The organism is Bacterioplanes sp. CLAM21 (assembly GCF_059641015.1).
On sequence record NZ_CM184929.1, the window covers coordinates 3,099,059 to 3,118,346 of the forward strand.

Here is a 19,288-nt window from a genome sequence, read left to right on the forward strand (position 1 = left end):
CGATGCAAACCGTGTTTTTGCACTGGAAACAAGCACTTGGACTCATTTCCCAAGTTAAAAATTCGCGCTAATTATAAAGATGGCTGTGCCAAGAATCCACCGCGCAACGGGCCTTTGGCCTAACACATTTGGCGCATGCCATCTGAAATGAAACTGCCCGAAGCTTAGACAAAAAAAAGCCGCTGCACAGGCAACGGCTTTTTTGGCTTCAGCGGCTTAGCGAGCCGGATATGTGGCGTAGTTCACCCCACATACCTGCTGCGCAATGCGCACCACCTGACGGCTGTAGCCGTATTCATTGTCATACCACACGTACAAATTAACGTGCTGACCATTCACAATGGTAGCTTGAGCATCAACAATACCTGCATGGCTGTTACCCACAAAGTCGGTAGACACCACTTCTGGCGAGTTGACCCAATCAATTTGCTTTTGCAGCTCAGAGTGCAACGACTGCTCACGCAGGAAGTCATTCACTTCCTCAACGCTGACCTCTTTGCTCAGATTCAGCGACAAAATGGCCATCGACACATTTGGCGTTGGCACACGAATCGCGTTACCCGTCAGCTTTCCTTTCAGCTCAGGCAGAGCTTTAGAAACCGCCTTGGCCGCGCCCGTTTCGGTAATCACCATGTTCAATGGCGCACTACGGCCACGACGATCACCTTTATGGTAATTGTCGATCAGGTTTTGGTCGTTGGTGTAAGAATGCACGGTTTCAACGTGACCACTATTGATGCCATAAGCATCGTTCATCACTTTTAACACTGGCGTGATGGCGTTCGTGGTACAAGAAGCGGCCGACAAAATCTTGTCGCCTTGTTCGATATCGCCGTGGTTAATGCCATAAACGATGTTTTTCAAATCGCCTTTGCCAGGAGCCGTCAGCAATACGCGTGCAGTGCCTTTAGCTTGCAGGTGCTGCGCTAGACCATCTTCGTCACGCCATACACCGGTATTATCAATCACCAGCGCATTGTTAATGCCGTACTGGGTGTAATCGATATCCGCCGGGCTGTTGGCGTAAATCACCTTGATGTAGTTACCGTTGGCAATGATGGCTTCATTTTCTTCATCAATGCTCAAGGTGCCTCGGAAAGTGCCATGCACAGAGTCACGACGCAGCAAGCTGGCACGCTTGACCAGATCGTCGCCTTTGCCACGACGCACAACGATCGCACGCAGACGCAGACCGTTATCACCGCCTGATTTTTCAATCAGGATACGGGCCAGCAAACGACCGATACGACCAAAGCCGTACAGCACCACATCACGATCTTCACCGTCTGCAGGTGACTGACCAATGGTGTCTTTCAGCTCTTCAGCAACGAAGTCTTTAACGTCCTGGCCGCTGCCTTCTTTGCGGAATTTAACCGCCAGCTTACCGATATCAACGTGGGCACGGGCGATATTCAGTTCGCTCATGGCCTTCAGTACCGGATAGGTGTCGTGCACCGACAGCTCTTCGTTTTCCATGTGGCGAACAAAGCGGTGCGCTTTGATCAGCTCAATCACAGAACGGTTGATTACCGGACGACCATAGAGGGCGGTCACCACGTTGTTTTGACGGTACAAACCACCGATCAGAGGAATCATGGACTCAGCGATGGATTCACGCTCCATCCAATCCTTTAAACAGGCCTCACGCATGTCTTGGCTCACGGCACACCTTCCGATTACAAACAAATGAATGGCAAATTTGGGGCGCACATTATGCCCGTGTCATCGATGATTCACAATTGTGTGTTGCCGCAAGCTGGCGCTCGCATCGCTACCGATCAGCCATACCTTTGGGTACACTGAGCGCCGCCTATACCAATGCATCGTTATCGCTAAGGAGCCAGCTCGCGTGGTGTCAGCTCAATCTTGCTTGTTACTGAACCCGGAATTACCTCAACGTGCCGGGGAGAGGCGCTTTTGGGGGCAGCTGCATGGCGCCAGTCAGGCACTGGCCATTGCCGAAGCAGCCAGCCAGCATAATGGCCTGACCCTAGTCATCAGCACAGACACCAGCAGCGCCATGCGACTGGAAGATGAGCTGCGGTTTTTTGCCGCCCACTTGCCGGTACTGCACTTTCCCGATTGGGAGATTTTGCCCTACGATGTGTTTTCGCCGCATCAGGACATTATTTCTCAACGCCTGGCGACCCTGGCACAGCTGCAAGACACCCGTACCGGCGTATTGATTTTGCCGATCAGCACCTTGCTGCATCGTTTACCACCCGCCAGCTTTTACCAAGGCCAAAGTTTTGCCCTCGATGTCGGTGCCCACTTTGACGTCGACAAGACTCGCTTACAATTGGAAGCCGCCGGCTATCATGCCGTTGACACCGTATACGAGCACGGTGAATACGCCGTGCGTGGCGCCATCATGGATATCTTCCCGATGGGGCAAAGCCAGCCGTTTCGTATCGAGCTGTTTGACGACGAAATTGACAGCCTGCGCAACTTCGATCCGGACAGTCAGCGCACCATAGATAAAGTCAACAGCATTCGTATTTTGCCAGCGCGAGAGTTTCCTCTCGATAAAACCGCCCTGCGCATCTTCAAAAGCCGCTGGTTTGATTTTTTTGAGCAAGACCCAAAGTCCACCAGCGTTTTTACCGACATTGCTAACGGCATCGCACCTCCCGGCGTGGAGTACTATTTGCCGCTGTTTTTTGCCGACCCTCTGGGCAGCTTATTTGATCATTTGCCAGCTAAAACATTGATCATTCACGACGCCGAGTTGGAAACCGCTGCACAGCAGTTTCGCCAGGAAGTGGAGCAGCGCTATGAAAGCCGCCGCTACGATATTCAGCGCCCGATTCTGCCACCAGCGGAATTGTTTTTGGCCACCGACCAGCTATTCACGCAGCTCAATCAGCACCCGCGCATTCAATGGCATCAGCAGCAATTGCCTGAACGAGCGGGCGCCACAGCGTTTGCCACCCAACCGCTCGCCGATGTCAGTACCGACAGTCGCTTAGAGCAACCGCTGCAGCGCTTGCTTAACTGGCTGCAAGAAGAGCCCAGGCGCGTACGCTTCTGTGTCGAATCAGCTGGCCGTCGCGAAGCGCTCAAAGATGTGTTGCGTCGCGCCAAGCTGATACCCGACGAATTTGACAACTGGCAACAGGCCGCCAGCAGTCCAGCGTCACTCGGTGTTGTTATTGCACCGCTGGAGCACAGCGTCGTCATCGAAGGAACGCCGCCACTGGTACTGCTGACCGAAAACCAGCTGTTTGGCCAGCGCATTCAGCAACGTCGACGTCGGCAAAAGCAGCGCAGCGATTCGGAAATGATCGTGCGCGATCTATCCGAGCTGCAACCCGGCACCCCCGTAGTGCATTTGGATCATGGCGTTGGTCGCTATCTAGGACTAGAAACCTTAGAAGCCGGCGGTGAGGTCAATGAGTTTCTAAAACTCGAGTATTCCGGCGGTGCCAATTTATATGTACCGGTGTCGTCACTGCACCTAATTTCTCGTTATGGCGGCGGCGACGGCAGTCAGGCGCCATTGAATAAGCTGGGTAGTGAAAAGTGGGCCCAGGCAAAACGCAAAGCGGCAGAAAAAATTCGCGATACCGCCGCCGAGCTGCTGGATATTTATGCCCGCCGTGAAGCACGCAAAGGGTTTGCCTTTGATGCCCCGGATCAGGATTACCAACGTTTTGCCGCAGGTTTTCCATTTGAAGAAACCCCAGATCAAGCCACGGCCATCGAAGCTGTTATTAATGATATGTGCTCAGCTCGCCCAATGGATCGCTTGGTGTGTGGTGACGTTGGCTTTGGTAAAACCGAAGTCGCCATGCGTGCTGCTTTTATGGCCGTGCAAAGTGGCAAGCAGGTCGCGGTATTAGTGCCAACCACGCTACTGGCCCAGCAGCACTATGAAAACTTTGTTGATCGCTTTGCCGAGTGGCCCGTCAAAGTCGACGTGCTGTCGCGCTTTAAATCGGCTAAAGACACCCAAGCAGCCCTCGATCGCATGCTGGAAGGCAAAACCGACATTGTGGTTGGCACCCATAAACTATTGCAAAAAGATGTCAAATTTGACCACCTGGGTTTATTGATCATTGATGAAGAGCACCGCTTTGGCGTGCAGCAAAAAGAGCGCATTAAATCCCTGCGCGCTGAGGTCGATATTTTGACCCTAACCGCTACGCCTATTCCGCGTACGTTGAATATGTCGATGGCGTCGATTCGCGACTTATCCATTATCGCCACACCGCCAGCCAAGCGCTTAAGCGTTAAAACCTTTGTGCGCCAGCACGATGGCCCGACCATTAAAGAAGCCATTTTGCGAGAGATATTGCGCGGTGGTCAGGTGTACTATCTGCACAACGAAGTCAAAAGCATTGATAAAACCGCACGCGAATTGAGCGAAGCCATTCCAGAAGCACGCGTGGGCGTGGCCCATGGGCAAATGTCCGAGCGTGAACTAGAAAGCGTGATGAGCGATTTTTATCACAAACGCTTTAACGTACTGGTGTGCACCACCATCATAGAAACCGGCATCGACGTTCCTTCCGCCAATACCATTATTATTGAACGCGCGGATAAATTTGGCTTAGCGCAATTACATCAATTGCGTGGCCGAGTGGGCCGCTCCCACCACCAAGCCTATGCCTATTTATTGACGCCAGATAAAAAGCTCACCACAGATGCAGAAAAGCGCCTCGACGCCATCAGTGCCGCTCAAGACCTGGGAGCTGGCTTTATGCTGGCAACCCACGACTTGGAAATTCGTGGAGCCGGTGAGCTATTGGGCGAAGAGCAAAGTGGCCAGATAGAGACCATCGGCTTTACCTTATATATGGAAATGCTAGAGCAAGCCGTCAAAGCGATGAAATCGGGCAAAACGCCATCGGCCGACCTTAGCCTGAACAGCGGCGCCGAAGTGAACTTGCATCTGCAGGCACTGATTCCGGAAGATTACCTGCCCGACGTCAACGGCCGTTTGACCCTGTACAAGCGTATCGCCAGCGCTCAGGACGACACCGAGTTAAAAGAGCTGCAAATTGAAATGATCGATCGCTTTGGCCTACTGCCGGATGCGGTCAAGAATTTGTTCCGCCAAACCAGCCTAAAACTGAAGCTGCAGCCACTGGGCATCAGCAAATTAGACGCCGGCAACGACGCCGGTCGCATTGAGTTTGCCGGTGACACCCAGGTGGATCCGTTTGTACTGGTGCGATTAGTGCAAACTCAGCCACAGCGTTTCAAATTGGAAGGCGGCCACAGCTTGCGTTTCTTTTTTAACATGAGCAGTATCGACGCCCGCTTCAATGTCATCGATCAGGTGCTGACTGAGTTACAAAAGGACCCTAACGCGTGAATTGGTTAACTTCCTTAGCCCTGCTACTGGCTATCTTGCTACCCGCCACCTCGCTGGCCGCGCCTTGGTATCGCATCGAGTTGATGCTGGTCGCCTATACCCAACCGGAAAGCGATGGCTCCGAGCAATGGCCCGTGGCCCTCGACAGTCCGCCACCACTGGCATTAAAAAAAGACCCGGCCGACGTTAACTGGTGGCTTACACCCAAGGGCGATCACAATGCCAACAGTGCACTGTTGGCACGCTTTGGCTTCAGCGATGTACCTAACGCCAACTGGCCAGCAGCGTTTACAGAGCAAAGTGTGTTGGAGCTGCGTGATCCTGCCGATCGAGTGCGCTGGCGTGATGATATGCAATTGGTGTTTCACAAAGCCTGGATTGAGCCCATTCAAGAGCAAGGCAAGGCCATTCAGCATCCGCTCAATTTACACCTCAGTGGTGCACTGAGCATGGATATCCGTGGAACCTTTTCGGTGCATATTAGCCGCTACTTGCACTTCAATACCGATCTCATTGTGCAACACTACAAACCCAACCCAAGCTTACTGATGCCGTCGGCAATGGACGTCAGCCCTGCCACACCAACGGATTTGCTCAGCCATCTTTATCAACGCCAGCTGGTCCCGTACGTTGAAGCACAGTTGCCACTGCGCGCTGCTCACGTCAAACAAAGTCGACGCATGCGCTCAGGCGAGCTGCACTATATCGATCACCCGTTATTGGGCGCGGTGGTCAAGGTGATTCCCATTGAAAATGCCGATGATCTCAATGGTGAGCCCGTCAATTGACGGGCAGACGACACAGCAAGGCTATATGCCAAGGGCGCGGCGCAGTTCTGCGTCGGTAAATATATGCTGCCACAATGAGTCGAGGGCTTCGTTGACCCACTGTTGGTTGTAATCCTGCACAGGCGACACCGCCAGTTCACGAGACTGGCGCAAGCGAAACGGCTTAGCAAAACGTCCCTCTTCTTTCAGCACAGTTACCGCCAGCTCAATTTCCAGTCCACACTCATTAACAATCACACCTTCATTGCACTGGTACAGAAACTGCTCAATATCCATCTGAACTTTAATCGCGGGCAATGCGCCCTGACCAAAACCCAACTGACGCAGCGAGGCCTGTAATTTACGAGTTAGCAACACATCCAGTCGCTCATTCACCAGCAGCGGTGAATTTTCCGGTGCCCGGCCGCCACGATGGCCAATCCAATCGGGTGATTTTGAGCGCTTATCAACGACACGCACCAAGGCATCACGATTAGGTGCCTGCCCAGCCATCACCTCAGGGCCGTCATTTAGTTCAATGGTTTGCGGCGCCAGCACACAACCAGTCAACGCCACACTGGCAATCGTTGCCAGAGCACTAGCGTGGAACGTCTTTTTCATAACGTTTAAATACCCATTCGTTGCCACGACTGTCTTCCTCACTGTAGTGATATCCTGCACTATCAAATTGCTTTAATTGCTGAGCATCATCAATGCCCTGGCGGACAATATAAGCCGCCATCATGCCGCGTGCTTTCTTTGCGTAAAAGCTGATGATTTTGAACTGGCCATTTTTTTCATCTTTAAACACCGGCGTCACCAATTCAGCTTGCAAAGCGTTAGGTTGCACCGCTTTAAAGTACTCATTAGAAGCCAAATTCACCACCACAGAATTGTCATGTTGCGCCAATTCTTCATTCAGTGAGCGAGTAATGCGATCTCCCCAAAATTGGTACAAATCCTTACCTGCGGGATTGGCAAACTTAGTTCCCATCTCCAGTCGATAGGGCTGCATCAAATCCAATGGCCGCAACACACCATACAAACCACTCAACATGCGCACATGCTGCTGGGCAAATGCCAGCTGCGACTCGTTAAAAGTGTGTGCCTCCAGGCCAGTGTAAACATCGCCCTTAAATGCCAATATGGCAGCCTTGGCGTTGTCGGGCGTAAAGGGCAAACGCCAGTCAGCAAAGCGCTGAGCATTTAACTCAGCCAATTTGGGACTGAGCTTCATTAACTGAGCGATATCATCGGGTGAGCATTGCTTGAGTTCGTCAATCAACTCGGCCGAAGCGTCGAGAAAACGCGGCTGGGAAAACTCAGCGGTGGTCGCTGGGGTTTCAAAATCCAGCGTTTTAGCGGGTGATAAAAGGGTTAACATGGAACAGCTTCCTGTTTGTCGTCAATTTGCATGATAACGACCACAGCAGCTTGGCCCAAATCAATTCCGGCTATCGGCACCATAAAGGTCTATCGCATGACAGACAGGATCGTTGATAGGATTATCATCGTGCAGTTTAAAAGGCCTAGCGAAGACACTAAACCGACAGCAGCCCGAGATGATTGCGCTGTCAAAGATCGCTGTGACTAACTGAGCGAGATAGGGTTAACAGCCAGCGTCAATAACGGTCACAGTGCAAGCAAAGGAATCGTATATCACGGTGCAATTGGCCAGATCGTAGCCGACCCAGGTGCTTTGATTGGTGACCCGCTGCTGCAAACCAGACGCTTGCGCCAAGCCAATATGGTCTGGCATCGCCAAGGTATCGGCTAACTCAGCTTGGCTTTCCGGGCACAGGTTGCGCCAATCCACCTCGGAAGTGCCCGCCTCCGTGGTCACCAAATAGCTGGCTTGATTGGCCCCGGCCACCGGATTCGACGCCGCTGGCGACAAGCCCTGAGCACGGGCCTTGCCTTGCACAATGGCAATGGTCGAACGCATGCTGCCAGCAATACCATTGAGTGTTGCAATGCGCGCTTGGCGCTCTAAATCAGCAAAGCGTGGCAACGCAAACACTGCCAGTATGCCAATCAACACCAACACTAACACCAGTTCGATCAGGGTAAAGGCCCGACTTACCACAGCATCTCCGCTTAGTACTGCTCAAAAAACGGCCAATAGTGTATACCAGCACTGTGCGCATGGATATGCCACTGACACTGCCGCCACTACCGTTCGACACCTGTGCCAATGAATCCGTTTGCCGAGCCAGTAACACTGATGGCAATTTTGCAACCAGGTGAACGTTATGGCGAAAGACATTCAAGGGCTTGGACTTGGCCTAGCCAGTCGCTTTGCTGGCAGCCACTGGGCACAAAAATACGGATTAGCGAAACCTGCCGAGCGTTTTGCCTACCATTCGACCCGCCACGGCTTTAAATGGGCCGGTCAGTGGCTGGCCAAACGCAACAGCAAAACACCGTTATTGGAGGCACCCAAGCAACGCCAGCAGTTCGATCTGAGCTTGTCTGATGAACAAAAGATGATTCAAGACAGCATGCGCAACGTTGCTGAAGAGATACTCAGGCCCAGTGCATTGGCGGCTGATGAATTACTGGCCGCTGACGACGAGTTTTTCCAGCAATGCCACGATCTCGGCATCAGTCAGCTAGCGATTCCGGAATCTTTTGGCGGCGCTGCCTGCGACGATGGCCAAGGTGTAACGACCAGCGCCATCCTGGCCGAGTCACTTTCCTATGGCGATTTATCCCTCGCTTATGCCGCACTGGCCCCCGCTTCAGTTGCCAGCGCCATTCGCCGTTGGGGGAGCGCCGAGCAGCAACAACAATGGCTACCCATGTGGTTGCAACCTAGCCCCTATAAAGCCGCAATTGCAGTACAAGAACCCCATCCACTGTTTGAAGCACACAAGCTCAGCTGCACAGCGCGAAAAACTCGCCGCGGGTTTCGTTTAAACGGCAAAAAAAACCTGGTGCCACTGGGCGGTGATGCCGAGCTGTATTTAGTCGCTGCGCGTCTGAGCGGCAAAGCGCGTGTTTTTATCGTCCCCGCCGACAGCCCAGGGCTGAGCTTTAACAACAGTCCAGCTATGGGGTTGCGCTGTGCGACCACCGGCACCTTAACGCTCAAGAACGTCATGGTACCCGACAATCACCTGCTCGGGCGCGGCCAGGCATTTGATTATCAAGCCTTTATCGATCTAGGCCAGCTACATTGGTGCGCCCTGGCAATAGGCTGCGCCCAAGCCGCACTGGATTACCTGGTGCCCTACTGCAATGAGCGCCAAGCCTTTGGTGAACCCATCAGTCATCGTCAATCTGTTGCCTTTATGCTGGCTGATATCGCCATTGAACTGGAATCCATGCGCTTATTAACTTGGCGTGCTTGCGCACGCGCCGATGCCGGCATGAGTTTTCATCGTGAGGCCTACCTGGCCCATACCCTATGTGCCGAAAAAGCCATGCAAATTGGCACTCAAGCTGTGCAACTACTGGGCGGCCATGGTTTTACCAAAGAGCATCCAGCCGAACGTTGGTATCGAGATTTACGCGCCCTTGCCTGCCAAACCAGTGGCCTGCATTTATAAGGATAAGTGCCATGATTCATTTAGAAACACCGAAAAAATTACGGCCGCTGATCCATCAGGCTCGCCAAGTCGCCGAGCAGGTATTTAGGCCCATTTCACGCAAATACGATCGTGCCGAGCACGCTTACCCAGTAGAGCTGGATATGCTAGCCGCCATTATGGATGGCATGAACGACGCCGTTGCCGAAACGGGCCAGGGGAACAGCGCCGGTGCCGGTCAACTCAAGCAACAGCGTGGACACCAAGCTGGCAATGTTAATGGCAGCAATATGACCACAGTACTGGGCTTGCAAGAACTGTGCTGGGGCGATGTCGGTCTGGCCCTTACATTGCCACGCCAGGGGCTGGGCAATGCCGCCATTGCCGCGGTCGCCAATGACGAGCAACTACAACGCTTTGGCCATTGCTGGGCGGCCATGGCGATTACCGAACCCGGCGCCGGCTCTGATTCCGCCGCCATTCGCACCAGCGCTATTCGTGACGGCGATGATTACATCATTAACGGCGAAAAAATCTACGTCACCTCGGGGGAGCGTGCCGATGCCGTGGTCGTTTGGGCCAGCGTCGATCGTAACCTTGGCCGTGCAGCGATCAAATCCTTTGTGGTGGAAAAAGGCACGCCCGGCATGGAAGTGGTACGACTGGAGAAAAAACTGGGCATTAAGGCATCCGATACCGCCGCCATCACCTTTACCGATTGCCGTGTACCGGCGGCCAATTTATTAGGGTCACCCGAGGTGAATACCGAGCAGGGTTTTGCTGGTGTCATGCAGACCTTTGATAATACCCGCCCGGTGGTCGCTGCCATGGCCGTAGGTCTGGCCAAAGCCGCCCTGGATCGCAGCCGCGAACTACTGGCCAATGTGGGTATTCGCGCTGACTACAAGCGCAGCTTAAAAAACAGCCATCATATTGAAAACCAGCTGTATCGCTATGAAGCCGAGTGGGAAGCGGCACGACTGTTAACTCTTAAGGCCGCCTGGATGGCAGATAATGGCTTGCCGAATTCAAAAGAAGCCTCGATGGCCAAAGCCAAAGCTGGCCGCAGCGCCAATGCGATTACCTTAGGCTGCGTCGAGTTGCTGGGTAGCCTGGGCTACTGCGAGGATGAACTACTGGAAAAATGGGCGCGCGACTCAAAAATACTCGACATTTTTGAGGGCACACAGCAAATTCAACAGTTAATTATTGCCCGCCGACTACTGGGCAAAACCTCAGCCGAACTTAAATAACAATAATTACGCAACGAGGCCGCTATGAATACCAGCTCTAGCCTAAGCTCTTCAGCCAATACTGACGCCAGCAACGGCACCACAGCAGTAACGTTAGTGCCCAGGGAGGTCAGCCTGGGCAATATCGTCAAGCAAGCGATTCGCCAGTTACCACAGCTCCCTACGACCCTTAAAGGCCTAGGTGAACTGATTAAAGCCAAACCAGAACGACTGCGCTCCATTGGTCTGTTATTGGAACAGCAAGCAGCCAGACAGCCCGATCATATTGCGGTTCGATTTGAAAATGTTAGCTACAGCTATGGCAAGTTAAATAAGCGAGTAAACCAGCTGGCACACTATTTAATCAGCCAGCAAATTAACTCAGGTGATGCCGTCGGTATATTGCTAGAAAATCGACCAGAAACTCTCATTGCTGTGCTCGCCACGGTAAAACTCGGCGCCATTGCGGCCATGTTTAATACCTCACAACGCGGCGAAGTACTGCTACACAGCATTAATTTGGTGCAACCCAAGCTGATTATCTGCGGTGAGGAGGTGCTAGAGCACTTAAGTACCGTTGAAAGCCAATTGCCGGTCGAGCTGGCCACCCAATTGTATTTTTGGCGCGATCAAGGGCGGCAAGAAAAACCAGCCCATTATATCGATATTGATACGAGCACTGGCACCCAGCCAGAGCATAACCCAACCAGCACAGGGCAGATTAAAATGCATCAGCCTTGTTATTATATCTTTACCTCGGGCACGACAGGCCTACCTAAAGCGTCGGTGATGAGCCACTATCGCTGGCACAAATCTATGGCTGGCATGGGGCTGGCATCGATGAAACTGACCAAAAAAGATACCCTCTATGTCAGCCTGCCCTTGTATCACAATAATGCATTAACCGTCTCATTGGCGGCAGCATTGGGCGCAGGAGGCTGCATTGCCATCGCCCGTAAGTTCAGCGCTAGTCGATTTTGGCAGGATATTCGCCATCACCAGGCCACCGCCTTTTGCTACATTGGCGAGTTGTGCCGCTACCTATTAAATCAACCCAGCCAAGACTCGGATCGCGAACATCCGGTTCGAGTGATTGTTGGCAATGGTTTACGCCCTGATATTTGGATGGCTTTTAAACAACGTTTTGGCATCGAGCATATCAATGAGTTTTATGGCGCCAGTGAGTGCAATTTAGTATTTACCAACGCCTTTAATCTGGATAAAACCACAGGCGTTTGCCCACTGCCCTACAGCGTTGTGGATTTTGATGTCGAAGCTGATGAGCCAATCCGTAATGCTGATGGCTTTATGCGCAAAGTCGCGAGAAAAGAGGTTGGATTGTTAATCACCGAGGTCAACGACAAACAACCCTTCGAAGGATACACAGATGCCAAGGCAACGGAAAAGAAGCTGCTGCGCAATGTATTTAAACATGGCGATTGCTGGTTCAATACTGGCGACCTAGTCATCGATCAGGGTTTTCGCCATATCGCTTTTGCCGATCGCACCGGTGATACCTTTCGCTGGAAAGGCGAAAACGTTGCCACCACAGAAGTCGAATCCATATTAATGGAGTTCCCAGGCATCGAACATGCCGTGGTCTACGGCGTTGAAATCGCTCATTGTGACGGCCGTGCGGGCATGGCAGCACTGACCTTAAACACCCAGGCAGAGACTTTTGATTGGCAACGCTTAACTCGTCATTTGCAAGAAAAACTGCCGCCCTATGCCATCCCCGTGTTTATCCGCTTAATTGCCCAGGAAAACATCACCGGAACCTTTAAGTACCGTAAGGTCGAACTCAAACAGGAAGCCTATCATTTGCACATGGTGGATGGCACCGTTTGGTGGTTGAGCAATAAAGGCAGCGAATACCTCTCCCTAAGCCAAGAAATGATCCCCAACCTGTCCCAGCAGGTCTGATGCTTTTGAATTGGGCCACTACTCGCATGGCCCAATCCATCACCTCCCTACTAGTGCCTGCGTTATAGCAATCGGTTATAATAACCTTGTCATCTAGGCGGCATACATTGATGCCACCTTGTCAGGAATTGAGCTGGTTCGCACTATCTTCCTATATCAGGCACTAACATGTTTATAAAGCGTGATCACAGGCGTTCCCCTATGATGGCTCATCAAACTCATGCCAGTCTGACGCCAGACTTTATCGTCACCGCCATTCGCCGCCAGGATGAACGTATCAGTCATGTACGTTTGCATGCCTGGAACAGCGACGACATAGGCAGTGGTTATACCATTCGCCGAGAAGAACTAATCCAGGCACTGCGCCGAGGGGACTTAATTTACGCAGCGACAGCCCAGCACGATGAAGTTCAGTTGCTGCATAAGATCGTCAGTATTGGTATTCACGGTGAGCGCTTCGTCAAAACCGATCTGGACCTTCACGCACGAGATGGCTTGGATGAGCTGCCACCGTTTTAACTCACGTACCTAGCCGACCCAATTCAGTAAAAACCTGTTTGCTTGCCGATAAAAATCGTGCCAACTCGCGCAAACATAGGCGCACATCGAATTTCAAGATACACTAGAGAGTAAAAGGAGCTTGTGCGCAGCGCCGCGCAGCCAGTGGCCCAACCAGCGCCCACCATGGCCTGGTCACTTTGCAGGGATGACTATGGCTAAATTTCTCTCCACTCCGGCACTAATTGAAGCATTACAAACCCTGATTGATCGCAGTCAAAAACACTTGGTACTGGTGACCGATGTGGTGCGACTGAACGAGCATTTGCGCGAGCTTTTGGCACAGAAGTCGAAGATGCAAGTCGCCATTCGCATTGTTTGCGGCGATAAAAGCCTTAGCCCTGATGATCATCAGTGGTTTAAAAAACACCCTGCGGTGCAGCTGCGCCACGTACCTCATCTGCATGCCAAGTGTTATATCAATGACAATATGGCCATCATTACCAGTTTGGGCTTAGATGATATGGAACGCAGCCATACCACCGAAATGGGAGTATTGGCGACCATGGACGACGATCCTGACTTATATAAAAATGCCATCAAAGAAGTGGGCCGAATATTGCGCGAAGGTGACCACATCATCTCTAAGCAAGAGCTGGTCAGCGACTACGCCGAAGAAAAAGAACTACTGACCATCCCTCAAATAGCCCACGAGCAAGGCTTAAGCAGCGCAGAAGTGATCGCCAAGCTGCTAAACAAGGGCTATCTGACTGAATATGAAGGCATGTTCATCCTAACCAATGCCGGAAAAAACATCGGTGCTCGCTTGATTACTAGCTCCCATGGTGTGTCTTTCTTCTGGCCACCAGAAGTGCTACAGGAGTAACAACGCGCCACGTTAATCAATGCCAGAGTAAGAAACCCTGATTGGTCGTCCCTACCGCAGGGGTTTGCTCTGACGCCCATCGCAGAATTACAAATAGCCAACGTGTTCGTACAAATTGTAACCAGACCGCCAGTTAACAAAGCCTACAATCTGTTACTCAGAGGTACAGGCTTATGTGCGGATACGTCCAGCAGATGAGCTTGGAAGAAGAGCTCATCAGCGAACTGTTTGGTCTAACGGTCGAAGATGCTTCATCCAAGCCCAGCAAGGGTACCCATCACGCTTACCCCTCGTTTGGCAGGGCTCCCAAACGACTCATCAACGCCTTTTTCTGCATCCAAGGACGACTTCAGAAAGTTGATCCTGTGTGGTGGTTTGACTGCAATACCAACAAAGGTGACACCATTATCGGTGAGCGCACCACTTTTAATGCCAGAAATCTGAATTCAGTTTTTTGGGCTCATGCCGTTCGCCATCAGCGTGGTGTCGTTATTGCTCATGCCATTGGTGAATCGGAAGTCATTGATGGGAAACGCATGCATCATCTTATTTATGGTGAACAGCCACTGTTACTGGGAGCGTTGATAAAGCCATTGGATAACGGTGATTATTGTTGCGCCATCATTACCCAGCCTCCTTCACTGGCCTTCTCACGCTTTCATGCCAAAGCCCAGCCACTGCTGCTCCCTAACAGCAAAGACGTCTTACAAGCCTGGCTGTCAACCGATACTGATATTCCGACTGAGATTCAGCAATTGCTGTCGAATCCAGAAGAAGATCCGCATTTAACCGCCCTACCAGTTCAGTCCTTTCATTCTGGCAAACCGCTTGGCATTGAAGAAAGTATCGGCACTAGAGCCCATTAACATCATTTCGATTGCGCCGTTATGCACTGGAATTACCCCAGTTAAAATACAAAGCTGGGTGTTTAACGAATGAAATGAATACCCGAACCCAAATAGGCGCAGAATATTTCACAGGAAAAGGCTACCAGCTCGATCAATCTGATGTTAACCATCGGGCTATGCTAACCCAGCGGATTTAATAAAGCCTGCGATCCCAGTCAGTACGATCTCCGCAGCCATAGCTGAGAGGATTAATCCGCTGACCTTAGACAGGATATTTAGGCCAGTCTTGCCCAAAATGCGCTCCAGATATCCAGACAGATACAACAGTAGTGCTAACAGCAGTAGTCCTGTAACCAAGCCCAACACACCACCTATGACTTCCGGTAACGACTTCAGCTCAGCTCCGTACACCAAAATGGCACCTATGGTCGCCGGGCCAATGATGACTGGAATGGCCATCGGTACCACGGCAATATCGTCACGATCTTCTTGTGGCAAACCAGTGGCATGATTACGGGTACCATTATTGACCAAGCTGATCGCCGTCAGAAACAGCAACGAGCCTGCACCAATTCGAAACGAGTTCAAGGTGATGCCAACGGCATTAAACAGTACTGGGCCTGCGAAAAACAGAATCAACCCCAACACCAGAGCCGCCAAGGTTGAACGGCGAATGATGGAGTTTTTCTCAACGGTTGGCTGACCCCGGGTCAACGCCAGAAACATGGTCACTACAAAAAATGGCGCCAACAAAAAGACAAAGCGCACGGTGCTGCTTAAATATGTGGAGAAAAATTCTGCAAACATAGATCGATTACCCTCAAAATAAGGCGCGCATATTACTGCTTTGCCGGTACTGTGTCCGCATTCGTCTTAACTAAATACACGCCACAAGACCAGATCGCCGATGACTCTTACCAAGCTGGCGAAGTTAGCTAAGCGACCACCAGCGATATCTCTATAGAATGTAGCAGTGGAATGCCATGGGCGACGGCAAACCATGGATAACGAGATAGGTGATCGTAGGGCTTAATCTAAACCATACCCTTGTGCGAGATGGTGGTTACTGATGAGATCTAGCACGACGAATTGTCGTTACATAAGGGAGTGGTTAACAAACAACCAGACAGAGCCAACATGACGCTTTCCGTCGCAGCAAAATACGACGCCAGTCACAACGATCAGTTTTCGATCATCAAAGCGCTTTCCTTCCATACATGGATAACTAGAATAGCGCCCGCCTTGCTGCCCGTGGGTAGCGTTACTCAACTTACAGAGGTGCCATTTGATGAGCAAACCTATCTTTACTCTAGCTGTCACGGCAATGTTAACGGCTTGCGGCGGCGCCGGCAGCTCCAGCGACACTCCAGCACAGATAAACAAAACAGTATCATCGGCTACCAGCTACAAGGTAGACAACGCTTCCTCAAACACTGTGATATTGAACCGGGTCGAAGTGGAAGGAAACAGCGATAAAATCGGCAGCACTGCACAAATCCACGCCAATATGGACGATGGCAGGTTTGACGTTATTACCGCGGCTCAATACGGTCCATTTGCAGACGAAGACGCTGAACTACGACTGATATTAACCAATGACAACGTCAGCACCCAGGATGTGTTGAACGGTGACGCTACCATTTATGCAGGTGTGGTATTTGGCGATCTTGACCAAATCGGCATCACTCAGGACATGCGCGCTAAGTGCCGCTATAAAAGCCTGAGTAATATTACCTGCGGAGGCATCAAAATGGATGTTAGTAAACATGAAAGTGCCATCCCTGCCGAAATGAAACTTCATATGCTGAGCTGCAATGGTCGAGAAAATATCTGTGAGCGAGGAATATCTGTCCGTCTTCAGTTTAACTGATTATTAAGCTCACACAGTAGCGCTTTTTAGGCGTCACGATCAGGGCCGACTTAAATTACTAAAGCGGTCCTGAAAGCCATACAAAAAACAATATACAGCCATTCGATTGTAACTCCCATCCCAGCTTAATATCCCCGATATCGCACGCTAATAATCATCAATCACCGAGCGACGCTAAGCCATTTTGATTGGCCAGCAAGATCAACAAGATTAAACAGTTCGATGGGGTGCTTATAGGCTAAAATTCGACCTTAGCCTCACGTATTCCTTCAAGAAAATTAATACATAATCATTATAAACCAAATACTTCTATCGTCTTTAAATGACCCTAGAAAAACAGCCGATATTATCGCCAGCGCTGACAAACAGCGACTCGTTGATAATAGGAAACATTATTATGAAGAAGCATTTATTACTGGCCTCTGCACTGCTACTCTCCTGTGCTAGCGCGTGGTCTGGTCAGGTATATGTTGATCACTGCAACGGTATTGATGTTGATGTTAACATTGAAGTCTTTAATGGCAATGACCGTGCCATGTGGGTCCCTTACCAGAAAGCAAAAATGTCAACTGGTGATCAAAATCGCCTCGATTGCGCTCCGCGATCCAACAGCTGTAAGTTACGAATGTGGCCAGTCACTTCGCCAAAAGAGCACGCTAAAGAGTATACATTCAGTCACGGCCAGCATTTTTACTTTTGTAATATTTTAGGCAACAACAGCTTGCCTGAGGTACTCAAACTGCGTGACAGTTGCTCAAATGCATGGTTATGCCGGGGTGAATACGCGCCACGCCCAATTCCATCGCACATTCGGGATGATGTACCAGTCGGCCAGATTGTTTCTATCCGCTCACAAAATTACCCTAACATGTGCTTAAAGCATGAGAACTTCTCTATGTATTTACGCCCTTGTGACGCCAATAACGATGACTTTAAGTTTGAGATTCATGCTGGTCTGTTAGATAGTGACAATAAAATCTCGTTTGAATCAGTAAGCCATCGCGGCTACTACCTGCGCCACCAACACGGAAAAATGCGCATGGACTCATTGGCCACTAGCAGTGACGCCTTACAACTAAAAGCAGATGCGTCTTTCTGGGCGGTAGATAGCTATGCCGACACATCGCGCATTGCTTTGCGCATTCCTTTTACACAAAACCTTTATATGCGCCACCAGAACTATCAGTTCATTATCGACAATGTTCAGTCTGAGTTAGACACACTGGATACATCGTTTGATTTAGTCGTGCAGTAACCGTTAAAACTGCCGCCTAGGGATCCTCTTTAGCGGCAGTTTCCACGGTTAACGCGGTATAGAAAACCTGAAAAAGTGCAAGCGCGATTGGCACCACCCCGACGTCAGAAAACAGCTTAAAAGTGTTAGTTAGCTATTTCGCGCTCGGTAATCGCATCTTTTAACAACCCAGTTTTCAAAAATTCACGCATACGTTCGGCCTGACTGATGGAAAACATTTTTAACTGGTTATCTGGCACCATGGTGTGCATAAAGCTCATAGTGAGTTCGCTGTTAGAGCAGCTGGTGTCAGGCTGGCCATCGCAACTTAAAAAACGATGAGCATCAGCACCGTCGTATTCCAAAATATGGCCGGGCAAGCCTAAATAGTGGCCGAGCTCATGGGTCAGCGTTTTGCCCTGGCCATACTCGGGATTGACGGGAGCTAACGTACCAAACCCCCGATACTCAATGTGTATGCCCCAGGTTTTTTGTGGCTTATTGCCGGAGCTACTGTAACCCAGCCCAGCCATACTGCCATCATGCTTGCTACTCTCTGCCACCCAAATATTAACGTAGCGCTCGGGATCCCACTGCTGAGAAGTACCTTCGTAACAATATGCGCAGTTCATCCCCCCATATAAGGATTCATCTAATTCGGTACGCACAATACCTGTAGTGGGGTTTCCGTCCGGGTCTTGACTTGCCAATACCAGCTCAATGCCAGCATCGGCAATATAGGGCCAATACGCTTGCGGCACAGTATCTAGTTCAGCACTATTTTGACCACGTAAATGCTGATTGGTAACGGCAATTTGCGAGCGTAGTTTTTCATCGCTAACGTCATCCATAAAGTCGTTATGAACCAGATGAATGACCACAGGCACTTGCAATAGAGTCTCTGGTCCGGCAGGTAAACGACGCCCCGCTGCTGATACCGAGTCGCGGCCTGAATCTGGCGTGTCTGTCGTCGGAACATCTGGCTGGCCAGCCACCGGACTGTCCTGTGTTGATGATGAGCCTGATGAGCCACCACAGCCTGTTAACCCCAGCAAAATTAAAGCGAGCGGCCCATATAAAGAAGTACGCATAACTGTCTCTTATTATTGTTAAGGCCCATATTATTGGCCTAATAAGGTATAGCCAGTCAGATATGCCCAACCGGCCAAGCATGACCAAA

General features: G+C 50.9%; 16 protein-coding genes. 10 read left to right on the plus strand and 6 right to left on the minus strand.

Annotated elements, in window-relative coordinates; translation table 11 throughout:
* Positions 1–216 precede the first annotated feature (216 nt).
* On the minus strand, positions 217–1,662 hold the full coding sequence (locus AC55FS_RS14080; protein WP_496932888.1) for a glyceraldehyde-3-phosphate dehydrogenase: 1,446 nt from the start codon (positions 1,660–1,662) through the stop codon (positions 217–219).
* A gap of 187 nt (positions 1,663–1,849) precedes the next feature.
* Between AC55FS_RS14080 and mfd the strand changes: the two genes are divergently transcribed.
* Together mfd and AC55FS_RS14090 are read left to right on the plus strand one after the other, a co-directional pair.
* Positions 1,850–5,320, plus strand: coding sequence for a transcription-repair coupling factor (gene mfd / locus AC55FS_RS14085; protein WP_496932889.1), 3,471 nt, complete (start codon positions 1,850–1,852; stop codon positions 5,318–5,320).
* Positions 5,317–6,108 carry a CsiV family protein gene (locus AC55FS_RS14090; protein WP_496932890.1) on the plus strand — a complete coding sequence of 264 codons (792 nt, stop codon included), beginning with the start codon at positions 5,317–5,319 and terminating at the stop codon, positions 6,106–6,108. The genes mfd and AC55FS_RS14090 overlap by 4 nt, the downstream gene beginning before the upstream one ends.
* Positions 6,109–6,129: 21 nt before the next feature.
* On the opposite strand, the gene AC55FS_RS14095 is transcribed toward AC55FS_RS14090, so the two are convergent.
* From AC55FS_RS14095 to AC55FS_RS14105, 3 genes are all read right to left on the minus strand, one after another.
* The gene (locus AC55FS_RS14095; protein ID WP_496932891.1) at positions 6,130–6,708 is read right to left on the minus strand and encodes a YajG family lipoprotein; all 579 of its coding nucleotides are present in this window, start codon (positions 6,706–6,708) and stop codon (positions 6,130–6,132) included.
* Positions 6,686–7,471 carry a peroxide stress protein YaaA gene (gene yaaA / locus AC55FS_RS14100; RefSeq protein WP_496932892.1) on the minus strand — a complete coding sequence of 262 codons (786 nt, stop codon included), beginning with the start codon at positions 7,469–7,471 and terminating at the stop codon, positions 6,686–6,688. The genes AC55FS_RS14095 and yaaA overlap by 23 nt, the downstream gene beginning before the upstream one ends.
* Before the next feature lie 225 nt (positions 7,472–7,696).
* On the minus strand, positions 7,697–8,173 hold the full coding sequence (locus AC55FS_RS14105) for a prepilin-type N-terminal cleavage/methylation domain-containing protein (RefSeq protein ID WP_496932893.1): 477 nt from the start codon (positions 8,171–8,173) through the stop codon (positions 7,697–7,699).
* A 166-nt stretch (positions 8,174–8,339) separates the two neighbouring features.
* Between AC55FS_RS14105 and AC55FS_RS14110 the strand changes: the two genes are divergently transcribed.
* The 6 genes from AC55FS_RS14110 (at position 8,340) to AC55FS_RS14135 (ending at position 15,022) form a co-directional block, all read left to right on the plus strand.
* Positions 8,340–9,638 carry an acyl-CoA dehydrogenase family protein gene (locus AC55FS_RS14110; protein WP_496932894.1) on the plus strand — a complete coding sequence of 433 codons (1,299 nt, stop codon included), beginning with the start codon at positions 8,340–8,342 and terminating at the stop codon, positions 9,636–9,638.
* 11 nt (positions 9,639–9,649) lie between these two features.
* Positions 9,650–10,870, plus strand: a complete 1,221-nt coding sequence (locus AC55FS_RS14115; protein ID WP_496932895.1) for an acyl-CoA dehydrogenase family protein — start codon at positions 9,650–9,652, stop codon at positions 10,868–10,870.
* A 24-nt stretch (positions 10,871–10,894) separates the two neighbouring features.
* Complete coding sequence (locus tag AC55FS_RS14120; protein ID WP_496932896.1) at positions 10,895–12,772, plus strand: long-chain-acyl-CoA synthetase; 1,878 nt, start codon at positions 10,895–10,897, stop codon at positions 12,770–12,772.
* Positions 12,773–12,973: 201 nt separating this feature from the next.
* On the plus strand, positions 12,974–13,291 hold the full coding sequence (locus tag AC55FS_RS14125) for a DUF3892 domain-containing protein (protein ID WP_496932897.1): 318 nt from the start codon (positions 12,974–12,976) through the stop codon (positions 13,289–13,291).
* A 193-nt stretch (positions 13,292–13,484) separates the two neighbouring features.
* Entirely contained in the window at positions 13,485–14,156 is a 672-nt protein-coding gene (locus AC55FS_RS14130) for a phospholipase D-like domain-containing protein (RefSeq protein WP_496932898.1), read from the plus strand.
* Positions 14,157–14,329: 173 nt separating this feature from the next.
* Positions 14,330–15,022, plus strand: a complete 693-nt coding sequence (locus tag AC55FS_RS14135; protein WP_496932899.1) for an SOS response-associated peptidase family protein — start codon at positions 14,330–14,332, stop codon at positions 15,020–15,022.
* 156 nt (positions 15,023–15,178) lie between these two features.
* Here AC55FS_RS14135 and AC55FS_RS14140 read toward each other — a convergent pair whose 3' ends face one another.
* On the minus strand, positions 15,179–15,811 hold the full coding sequence (locus AC55FS_RS14140; protein WP_496932900.1) for a MarC family protein: 633 nt from the start codon (positions 15,809–15,811) through the stop codon (positions 15,179–15,181).
* Positions 15,812–16,292: 481 nt separating this feature from the next.
* Between AC55FS_RS14140 and AC55FS_RS14145 the strand changes: the two genes are divergently transcribed.
* On the plus strand, positions 16,293–16,874 hold the full coding sequence (locus AC55FS_RS14145) for a hypothetical protein (protein WP_496932901.1): 582 nt from the start codon (positions 16,293–16,295) through the stop codon (positions 16,872–16,874).
* 397 nt (positions 16,875–17,271) lie between these two features.
* The gene (locus tag AC55FS_RS14150) at positions 17,272–18,129 is read left to right on the plus strand and encodes an AbfB domain-containing protein (protein ID WP_496932902.1); all 858 of its coding nucleotides are present in this window, start codon (positions 17,272–17,274) and stop codon (positions 18,127–18,129) included.
* Between the two features lie 125 nt (positions 18,130–18,254).
* Here the strand turns inward: AC55FS_RS14150 and AC55FS_RS14155 are convergent, their stop codons facing one another.
* Positions 18,255–19,199: a M43 family zinc metalloprotease gene (locus tag AC55FS_RS14155; protein ID WP_496932903.1), complete on the minus strand. Its 945-nt coding sequence runs from the start codon at positions 19,197–19,199 to the stop codon at positions 18,255–18,257.
* Between the last annotated feature and the right edge of the window lie 89 nt (positions 19,200–19,288).

Coding starts and splice junctions, on each gene's coding strand:
- AC55FS_RS14145 (WP_496932901.1), top strand. CDS start 16,293: ATGAGCAAACCTATCTTTACTCTAGCTGTCACGGCAATGTTAACGGCT.
- AC55FS_RS14130 (WP_496932898.1), top strand. CDS start 13,485: ATGGCTAAATTTCTCTCCACTCCGGCACTAATTGAAGCATTACAAACC.
- AC55FS_RS14120 (WP_496932896.1), top strand. CDS start 10,895: ATGAATACCAGCTCTAGCCTAAGCTCTTCAGCCAATACTGACGCCAGC.
- AC55FS_RS14150 (WP_496932902.1), top strand. CDS start 17,272: ATGAAGAAGCATTTATTACTGGCCTCTGCACTGCTACTCTCCTGTGCT.
- AC55FS_RS14115 (WP_496932895.1), top strand. CDS start 9,650: ATGATTCATTTAGAAACACCGAAAAAATTACGGCCGCTGATCCATCAG.
- yaaA (WP_496932892.1), bottom strand. CDS start 7,471: ATGTTAACCCTTTTATCACCCGCTAAAACGCTGGATTTTGAAACCCCA.
- AC55FS_RS14140 (WP_496932900.1), bottom strand. CDS start 15,811: ATGTTTGCAGAATTTTTCTCCACATATTTAAGCAGCACCGTGCGCTTT.
- AC55FS_RS14095 (WP_496932891.1), bottom strand. CDS start 6,708: ATGAAAAAGACGTTCCACGCTAGTGCTCTGGCAACGATTGCCAGTGTG.
- AC55FS_RS14155 (WP_496932903.1), bottom strand. CDS start 19,199: ATGCGTACTTCTTTATATGGGCCGCTCGCTTTAATTTTGCTGGGGTTA.
- AC55FS_RS14125 (WP_496932897.1), top strand. CDS start 12,974: ATGATGGCTCATCAAACTCATGCCAGTCTGACGCCAGACTTTATCGTC.
- AC55FS_RS14110 (WP_496932894.1), top strand. CDS start 8,340: ATGGCGAAAGACATTCAAGGGCTTGGACTTGGCCTAGCCAGTCGCTTT.
- AC55FS_RS14135 (WP_496932899.1), top strand. CDS start 14,330: ATGTGCGGATACGTCCAGCAGATGAGCTTGGAAGAAGAGCTCATCAGC.